We start from the raw sequence: 7,883 nt of genomic DNA, 5'->3' as shown, positions 1-7,883 counted from the left end.
TAATTATGAAATGGAACCGAAACATCAAAAACAAAGGTAACGCGAGTTAATGCAGTTTAGATGTCGAACAGCTTACTATAGCAATTATCGCATCATTTGTGAATTTCTTACTCCCTCCCCGCGAGTTCGGGGAGGGTTGGAGTAGGGTAAAAAATTTATGACTCATTTAGCATTGGTATATACTATAATAACTGGCAAAGAGTAAATTAGCTTGATGGAGATCACTTACTATGGCAGTAGCACTCCCTGATTTTTCTCAAAGCTTTCAAAAAACGAAAGGATTTTGGACGGAACAAGTCGAAAAATCAGCGAATTCTACTTCATAAACAATAGCACAAGGTAAATATTCTCTCTCCGAAACTGCGTATCAGGCCAAAGAAGCTGTCACTCAAACTACGAATTCTGCCGTTAATACTGTTAATCAAGCTACGAACAATGCTTTAGGGACTGTAGCGGAGAAAACAGAAAAAGCGAGACTTTCTATATCTGAAGTCGCCAATCAAGCAGTTAGTCGCGTCAGTGAAACTACCAACAAAGCTGTTGATGCTGTTTCTCACTATGCAGCAACTGCTAAAGAAACTATTAATCAAACTACTAACTCTGCGGTCAATACTCTGAATCAAAGCACTAGCCAAGCTGTAGAGAGTGTAAATCAAGCTACAGAAAAGGCTAAGGCTTCCTTAGAAGATAGCATTAACAAGGCGGGAAAGATGAGCGATGCCGCTTCCAATGCCCTTCAAAGTGCTATCAATGGTAATGTTAAAGATTGGATTGATTCTCACCCTCTCGTCTTCTGGTTGGTGAATCATCCGCTGATATCTTTAGCAATTTTCCTGCTATTTATCTTGAGTATCTTAGGCTTTTTTCAGGCTTTAGGTAGCTTGTTTGCAAAAGGATGGTTATTTATTCTGCAAAGCCCTGTAAAATTCATGCAAGGGGTTTTGAGTTTCGGCTCTAAATCTGTAAGTAATGTCGGTGGAGTTGCTGTAAACTCATTAGTTTCACAGAATCCCGAATACAAAAATAATTCAGCTTTACAATTGAGGGGAGTTGAAGCAAACAGTTTGGAGTCTCAAGAACGACTTGCTAATATTTTGACAAGGTTAGAGGCTATTCGACAAGAGCAGAATCAGCTTTTACAAGAAGCGTCAGCTATTTTAGGCAACAAATTTAAAGCAGAGTGAGAAGGTGTGGCCCGATCGCAACTCGTGGTAAATTTAATACATCCAGGCTTTCCATCAAAGCCAGATCCATGAAGGCTTGTAGTCGATCGCTCAATACGCCATGCCCGATTCCGAATTTTCCGATGATCTAAAATGGACGCCAGAAGCCAAGGCGAAGCTGAAAAATATTCCCTATTTTGTCCGGGGACAAGCTCGCGTCCGCATAGAGCAGTTGGCCCGCGAAGCCGAAACCGAAGTCGTCACCGTTGACTTAGTTGAGCAAGCTCGCATCGAGTTTGGGCAATGAAGGATCGAAAGGTACGCTAAAGCTTTAGACTATAAATTGCGTTGTAAGGACAAGGACTTAAAGAAATAGTGCGGAAAATAGTTATAGCTGGCAACTGGAAAATGTACAAAACTAGGGCAGAATCCCTAGAGTTTCTTCAAGGATTCATGTCCTGCCTGACGGAAACCCCAGAGGAACGGGAAGTCGTGCTTTGCGTTCCCTTCACTTCGTTGGCTGTCCTGTCGAAAAATTTGCACGGCAGCCGGATCAGACTCGGTGCTCAGAACGTCCACTGGCAAGAGTCAGGAGCTTTTACTGGGGAAATTTCCGGGCCAATGCTGAGTGAACTTGGTGTCCGTTATGTCATCATCGGCCACAGCGAGCGACGCCAATATTTTGGGGAAACTGACGAAACGGTGAATTTGCGGCTGAAAGCTGCTCAGAAATACGATTTAATTCCGATTCTGTGCGTTGGGGAAACCAAGCAGCAGCGAGATGCAGGGGAAACTGAATCTCACATTTTTTCTCAGTTGGAAAAAGATTTGGTTGGTGTTGACCAGCAGAAATTGGTAATTGCTTACGAACCGATTTGGGCGATCGGCACTGGCGATACTTGCGAAACAAAGGAAGCTAACCGAGTTATTGGTTTGATTCGCAGTAAATTGAGTAATCCGGGCGTGCCAATTCAGTACGGCGGCTCCGTCAAACCGGAGAATATTGATGAAGTTATGGCGATGCCTGAGATTGACGGGGTTCTGGTAGGCGGTGCTAGTTTGGAAGCTACGAGCTTCTCACGCATTGTCAATTATCAGTAATTGGTAATTGCTAATTGGTAATTGCTAATTGGTGGTTGTACCGGGAGTTTTAATGTTGAGAAATGACAATCTCTACCAGTTACCCGAAAATCTTTCTGTACCAGTTGATGATGGGGCAACTAACCACCTTTTGGGATTGCAACTTCCTTTAATTTAGTTAGAAAGTTTGCTTCCTCCTCACCCAACAGCCATGAAAGAGCTTCATAATGCAGCGCAATGGGCCACGGCAAGCAAGGCTCGACAAGACGAGATTGTCAATGCCCTTGTTTGGCAACTCAATGGCTTTGAAGTGGCTGATGCGAAAACATATACTTCAGAGCAGCCCATCCGTATCTTCTCTATACGCGAAAAAGCAACAGGTATTGTGTTTCTCCTGATTCCTGGTGGCACCTTCATGATGGGATTTGATGACACCCAGAAGCAGGCACTGGTAGCGCTTCGCAGACAACTAATAGAAGATGATGAACAAGATGTAGTAGATATTATTGATGACAGCTTCATCAACAGTAACTTTTGGCATCCTGTTCATCCGGTACACCTTGCTCCCTTTCTCTTGGCGCGTTTTCCCTTGCGCTGGAGCGAAGCCAATAAGTTGATTTCCGTTGACGAGAGCAACTTCTTATACAGAGATGATTTGAACGGGCCGCCGATGCCTAATGCAGAGGTAGCATATCTATCTATCGAGGAAGTAGAAGCCTTGTTACAAGCCTCTGGACACGTTCTTCCCTCTGAATCGCAGTGGGAATATGCTTGCCGTGCAGGAAGTACAACACTGTTTTTCTGGGGGAACGATTTGTCAAACCTTTACTTAGTAGAAAATTTCAACAATAAAGCTGCCAACGATGCCGCCAGCAACCGCTTTGGCTTGGTGAACATGGGATTTCACGGCGACATCTGTGCAGACATTTGGCAGGACAACTATGAAGGCGCTCCCTCAGATGGCTCACCTTGGCTTAGTGGGAATAGTAGTAATGGCGAGCGCGTTGTGCGGGGTGGTGCAGCAGTTGTCTATCCTTGGCAGGGATGCTACGAATGGCTGAGTATGCTTTCTGCCGTTCGCTCTGGCTCCGGTGCTTGCGAAGAACTTGGTGTCAATGTGCGTCTGGCACATCTGCTGCCCATGCTCTAACTGATCGGAATAATAATTTGGATGATGTCAGTGCAAGCTTAAGAGCTCGCTACCCAAATCGCGAGGGGGACGCTCACACTACATAATTCCAATGCCAACGGATTTGATATGACAAATAACCTCAAAAAAATTACAATTAGAAATAAATCTTTCGAGTGGGGAAAACGCACTTATTTAATGGGCGTTTTGAACGTAACCCCTGACAGTTTTAGCGACGGCGGAGATTTCAATACCATAGAATCTGCTTTAGCGCAAGCGGAAAATATGGTAAAATCGGGGGTAGATATTATTGATATTGGCGGTCAATCTACTCGGCCGGGTGCAGTGGAAATATCCTTAGCAGAGGAGATCGATCGCGTTATACCTCTCGTACAAATACTGCGACAAAAAGCCGATATTTTTGGCTCAGTTCCTATTTCGGTCGATACTACCAGAGCGCAGGTTGCGAAAGCTGCGGTTGAGGCGGGAGCGGATCTAATTAACGATATTTCGGGAGCTACTTTTGATTCGGAAATGCTGTCAACCGTTGCTAAGTTAAAAGTACCAATAATTTTGATGCACATTCGGGGAACTCCCCAGACGATGCAACAACTGACAGATTATCGGGATTTAATGGGAGAAATTGGGGAATTTTTTGAGAGTCGAATTGCGGCGGCCGTTGCTGCGGAGATTGACAAATCTCAAATAATTATCGACCCTGGTATTGGCTTTGCCAAGACTTACAGTCAAAATTTAGAAATTCTGCGAGAGTTGCGAAAATTCCGTGTTTTAAACTGTCCGATTTTAGTCGGAGTATCGCGCAAAAGCTTCATCGGTCACATTTTGAATCAGCCAGAAGCGAAACAAAGAATTTGGGGGACAGCGGCGGCTTGTACAGGTGCGATCGCAAATTTGGCAGATATCTTGCGAGTTCACGATGTCAGAGAAATGCACGATGTTTGTCTGGTTGCCGACGCTATCTTCAGGAATCAGTCTTGAGAAGTGTGAGTATCAATAACTTTCATTTCCCCGCCGCCAGATCCCGAAGGGACATCAGGCATAGAATCCATCAAATTGTTGAGAGCTTCTGACATATTCTTCGGGTCCATAAACAGAATTTTGGCATTGTCGCTTTCGCCCAATTTTTGTTGAGCGTCTAAGTATTTTTCCGTTACTAAGTAATTCAAAACTTGCTTGCTATTCGGATGGGAGTCTAAAGCTTCAACTAAGAGCCTCATATACTCCTTCGTGCCGATCGCCTTATTGACCATTGCTTGCCACTCGCTCTTGGTGGCGCGCTCCAATTCCATAGCTTCTTGCACCCTTTTCGGAGGTGTAATGCTTTGAATTTCCACCCGAATTACTTTGACACCCCAAGTTTCGGTAGCTTCGTCCAACTTCTTGAGTAACTTTTTATTCATGTCATCTCGGGAACCCAAGATGTCTTGCATGGGCAATCGACCAATTTCAGCGCGAAACGTCGTTAACACTAAGTTGGCGATCGCATTTTCAATTTGATCGATTCCATAATAAGCTTTCTGTAAATTCACAACCCGCCAATACACAACGGCATCGACTTCGAGAGCCACATTATCTCCCGTGATTGCTGACTGAGGTTTAATGTCTAAAACTCTTTCACGGCTTGTGTCCACGCAGACGACTTTTTCGACCAGGGGACTGATAAAGTGGAATCCTGGCTTTAGGGTGCGCTTGTATTGACCCAAACGTTCCACTAAAGCTTCGTCGCCACCGCTGACTATTTTGACGCTTGAGTTAACAGCGTAGCCGAGGATGAGCGCAAAGAGCATGGTAAGAATAGACTGCCCCATTTCTATTTTCCTGCTAAGGTTGACTGAGAATCGATTCGGAATTCTACTCTAATTTAACTCAAACTCGGCCACACAGTGCTAAAATATCTCGACTGTTAATCACTAACTATTTCATCTGGTGGGCCCCGAGCTGCTCCGACTCTTACGGCGCAAGTGAAACCCTGGATATCAACAACACGTTTCCACAAAAGACATGAAAAACGATCGAGAGTTTCGCTTGTTCAAACCTTTGAGGTGGATAGCCCCAAGCATTTTGGTGGGTGCAGGAATCTGCAATGCCGCAGTGCCCCAACCAGCACAAGCTGAGCCAATGGCCCTGCAACTCTCGCAAAACTTGCACTCGCAGAACTTGCAACCACCGCGCCGAGGCCCTGCAGTTCGGGAAGTTATGTCCTACGAGATGAAGGGAGACGAACTGAGGATTTGCAAGCAGGAAGGCAACTCCGAGAAAAAGTGCCAAGTTGTAGGTAAAGGTTACACGGTGGGTTTGAGAACTGCCAACGACCTTTACGGTCAAGGAAATGCGGTCAATGCCGAAGCTTTGTACCGGCAACTAATCGCTCGCTATCCCAAAGAAGCGGATGCTTATTACAAGCTGGGAACTATGCTGTCGGGGCAAGGTAAAATGAGCGATGCGATCGTTCTATTCCAAAAAGCAATTGAAGTCAACCCGCAGCACGCCAAAGCTCACAACGATTTAGGCGTGGCGATGGCAAGTCAGGGGCAGTTGCCCGAGGCAATTGTTCAGTGGAGACAAGCGGTTAAAATTAACGATCGATATCCCGATGCTTTAAACAATTTAGGAGTCGGTTTGTACCAGCAAGGAGACAAGGAAAACCAAGCGGAGGCCGTAGCTAGCCTCACAAAAGCTAAAGAGTTATTTATCAAGCAAGGCAGAACTCAAGCCGCTAACAGAGTAGATCAAATTTTGGAGGAAATTAATTCGCGGTCGAGCGGTTCCTAAACTCAACCGCCGATCGCAGATTGAAAGAAAAAAAATATTTGGCGATCGGCGTTAATGGGCGTTCAGCGGCGGTTAAACACCCTCAAAAACCCCAACCTAGAGCATTTCCTTCAAAACTTGTATAATCAAATCCCCATCCACCCGATCGCTCACAGCGGCCTCACCCAAGCGCACCGGCAGCACAAACCGCACCTTGCCATCCTGCACCTTCTTATCCAGTTGCAAAGTATGCAAAATTTCCTCCACATCTACACCAGCGGGCAATTTGGCAGGTAAACCCGCTTTTTCAATCAAAGCAGACTGGCGGCGATCGCACTCAGCATCCCACATTCCCAACTCCACAGCCAATCGGCTTGACGCAGCCATGCCGATTGCCACTCCTTCCCCGTGATTGATCACCTTGTAATTTGTCAAACTTTCCACAGCATGACCAATGGTGTGTCCGTAATTCAAAATCGCCCGCAAACCCGATTCCTTCTCGTCTTTGCTGACCACCTCAGCCTTAGCTTGGCAAGACCTGCTCAAAATTTCGGCCAACAAATCCGCCTTCACATAGCGCATTTGATCCAAACGCTTGCAATTCTCCAACTTCCCAAAAAGTTCAGCATCCCAAATCACTCCGTACTTGATGACTTCCGCCATCGCCGAACGAAACTCCCTCGCCGGCAGAGTTTTGAGTACATCCGGGTCAATTAACACCAAACGTGGCTGGTGAAAAGCCCCGATTAAATTCTTCCCTAAAGGATGATTTACCCCCGTTTTGCCGCCAATAGAAGCATCAACCATCGCCAGCAGCGAAGTCGGAACCTGCACGACATTAATTCCCCGCAGCCAAGTCGCCGCAGCAAAACCCGTCATATCGCCCACAACCCCGCCGCCCAAAGCCACCATTGTCGAGGAACGTTCTAAGCGGTTTTCCAAAGCCGCACCGTAAATTTTCTGTACCGAATTTAAAGTTTTGTACTGTTCTCCCGGTGGTAAAATGCAGGTACTGACTTCCAGACCGGCTGATTCGAGGGCTGCTGTTGCTCTTTCGCCGTACTGCCGAAAAATCGACTGATTTGACACCAGCAGCACTTTTTTGCCCAAACTTAGATCGCCCATCAGACTGCCGAGTTCGTCTAAACCGCCCGATCGCACGCAAACATTGTAAGATTGTGGCCCCAAGTCAACTTTAATTATGGATTGCATATTTATCTAATTTAGATATTAGATTTTAGATTATAGTTCTTATAGGTCTTTTTATTGATTGTTTTGGAGAAATTGCAATGACTCTTAGCGGAGCAATAACTTATTTTGGGATTTTTGGCGGCATGATCGGCTTGGCGACAGTGCTGATGTTTGGTTTGCGGGCTGTCAAACTCATCTAATTTGCTAATTTAGATGTCTCAACCAGAGGGTTTAATCTCTGGCAAAAGTATCTGTTCGACAAAGTATTTGCGCCCAAACTCTCTAGGTTTATCTGTAGATTGATGGCGCAAATATTTTGTTTAATAGAACTAGAGGCGAGAAGTTCATAAGTTAATATTTCTCGAAAGTAATTTAGTTAATACTTCAATCTAAAATTTAAAATCTAAAATCTAAAAGGGCTCGATTCCCCAATGCTCTAGAAGATGAGGAAAATGATTAATTAGAGGCAGCTTAAGCTGTTGTGCATTTAAAACGCATATTGGTATAATATAACATAATGATATTCAGAAAAAGTGAATGCCTGCTAA

9 protein-coding genes are annotated in these 7,883 nt (G+C 45.1%); 7 read left to right on the top strand and 2 right to left on the bottom strand.

Annotated features, from left to right (window positions below):
• The first annotated feature begins 710 nt into the window (after nt 1–710).
• From QUA04_RS28110 to folP, 5 genes are all read left to right on the top strand, one after another.
• On the top strand, nt 711–1,184 hold the full coding sequence (locus QUA04_RS28110; protein WP_333263638.1) for a hypothetical protein: 474 nt from the start codon (nt 711–713) through the stop codon (nt 1,182–1,184).
• Nucleotides 1,185–1,284: 100 nt separating this feature from the next.
• Nucleotides 1,285–1,470, top strand: a complete 186-nt coding sequence (locus QUA04_RS28105) for a PCP reductase family protein (protein WP_006633749.1) — start codon at nt 1,285–1,287, stop codon at nt 1,468–1,470.
• Nucleotides 1,471–1,538: 68 nt separating this feature from the next.
• Nucleotides 1,539–2,264 carry a triose-phosphate isomerase gene (tpiA, locus tag QUA04_RS28100; RefSeq protein WP_445242386.1) on the top strand — a complete coding sequence of 242 codons (726 nt, stop codon included), beginning with the start codon at nt 1,539–1,541 and terminating at the stop codon, nt 2,262–2,264.
• 190 nt (nt 2,265–2,454) lie between these two features.
• Nucleotides 2,455–3,393, top strand: coding sequence for a formylglycine-generating enzyme family protein (locus QUA04_RS28095; RefSeq protein ID WP_333263632.1), 939 nt, complete (start codon nt 2,455–2,457; stop codon nt 3,391–3,393).
• A 108-nt stretch (nt 3,394–3,501) separates the two neighbouring features.
• Nucleotides 3,502–4,371: a dihydropteroate synthase gene (gene folP / locus QUA04_RS28090; RefSeq protein ID WP_333263628.1), complete on the top strand. Its 870-nt coding sequence runs from the start codon at nt 3,502–3,504 to the stop codon at nt 4,369–4,371.
• Here folP and QUA04_RS28085 read toward each other — a convergent pair.
• Nucleotides 4,362–5,201: a stomatin-like protein gene (locus QUA04_RS28085; RefSeq protein ID WP_333263626.1), complete on the bottom strand. Its 840-nt coding sequence runs from the start codon at nt 5,199–5,201 to the stop codon at nt 4,362–4,364. The genes folP and QUA04_RS28085 overlap by 10 nt on opposite strands.
• A gap of 193 nt (nt 5,202–5,394) precedes the next feature.
• Between QUA04_RS28085 and QUA04_RS28080 the strand changes: the two genes are divergently transcribed.
• A complete protein-coding gene (locus tag QUA04_RS28080) occupies nt 5,395–6,165 on the top strand; it encodes a tetratricopeptide repeat protein (RefSeq protein WP_333263623.1) in 771 nt (256 codons plus the stop codon).
• A gap of 96 nt (nt 6,166–6,261) precedes the next feature.
• On the opposite strand, the gene aroB is transcribed toward QUA04_RS28080, so the two are convergent.
• Nucleotides 6,262–7,356, bottom strand: coding sequence for a 3-dehydroquinate synthase (aroB, locus tag QUA04_RS28075; protein WP_333263619.1), 1,095 nt, complete (start codon nt 7,354–7,356; stop codon nt 6,262–6,264).
• A gap of 77 nt (nt 7,357–7,433) precedes the next feature.
• On the opposite strand from aroB, the gene petL reads away from it, so the two are divergent.
• Nucleotides 7,434–7,535, top strand: coding sequence for a cytochrome b6-f complex subunit PetL (gene petL / locus QUA04_RS28070; protein ID WP_006633742.1), 102 nt, complete (start codon nt 7,434–7,436; stop codon nt 7,533–7,535).
• Nucleotides 7,536–7,883 lie beyond the last annotated feature (348 nt).

Origin of the sequence: Microcoleus sp. S13_C5 (assembly GCF_036700845.1) — a bacterium.
In the GTDB taxonomy this organism is placed as follows: domain Bacteria; phylum Cyanobacteriota; class Cyanobacteriia; order Cyanobacteriales; family Microcoleaceae; genus Microcoleus.
The sequence above is the reverse complement of the archived record's forward strand: the minus strand, read 5'-3'. Positions and strand labels throughout refer to the sequence as shown.

Coding starts and splice junctions, on each gene's coding strand:
- QUA04_RS28110 (WP_333263638.1), top strand. CDS start 711: ATGAGCGATGCCGCTTCCAATGCCCTTCAAAGTGCTATCAATGGTAAT.
- QUA04_RS28105 (WP_006633749.1), top strand. CDS start 1,285: ATGCCCGATTCCGAATTTTCCGATGATCTAAAATGGACGCCAGAAGCC.
- QUA04_RS28095 (WP_333263632.1), top strand. CDS start 2,455: ATGAAAGAGCTTCATAATGCAGCGCAATGGGCCACGGCAAGCAAGGCT.
- folP (WP_333263628.1), top strand. CDS start 3,502: ATGACAAATAACCTCAAAAAAATTACAATTAGAAATAAATCTTTCGAG.
- QUA04_RS28085 (WP_333263626.1), bottom strand. CDS start 5,201: ATGGGGCAGTCTATTCTTACCATGCTCTTTGCGCTCATCCTCGGCTAC.
- QUA04_RS28080 (WP_333263623.1), top strand. CDS start 5,395: ATGAAAAACGATCGAGAGTTTCGCTTGTTCAAACCTTTGAGGTGGATA.
- aroB (WP_333263619.1), bottom strand. CDS start 7,356: ATGCAATCCATAATTAAAGTTGACTTGGGGCCACAATCTTACAATGTT.
- petL (WP_006633742.1), top strand. CDS start 7,434: ATGACTCTTAGCGGAGCAATAACTTATTTTGGGATTTTTGGCGGCATG.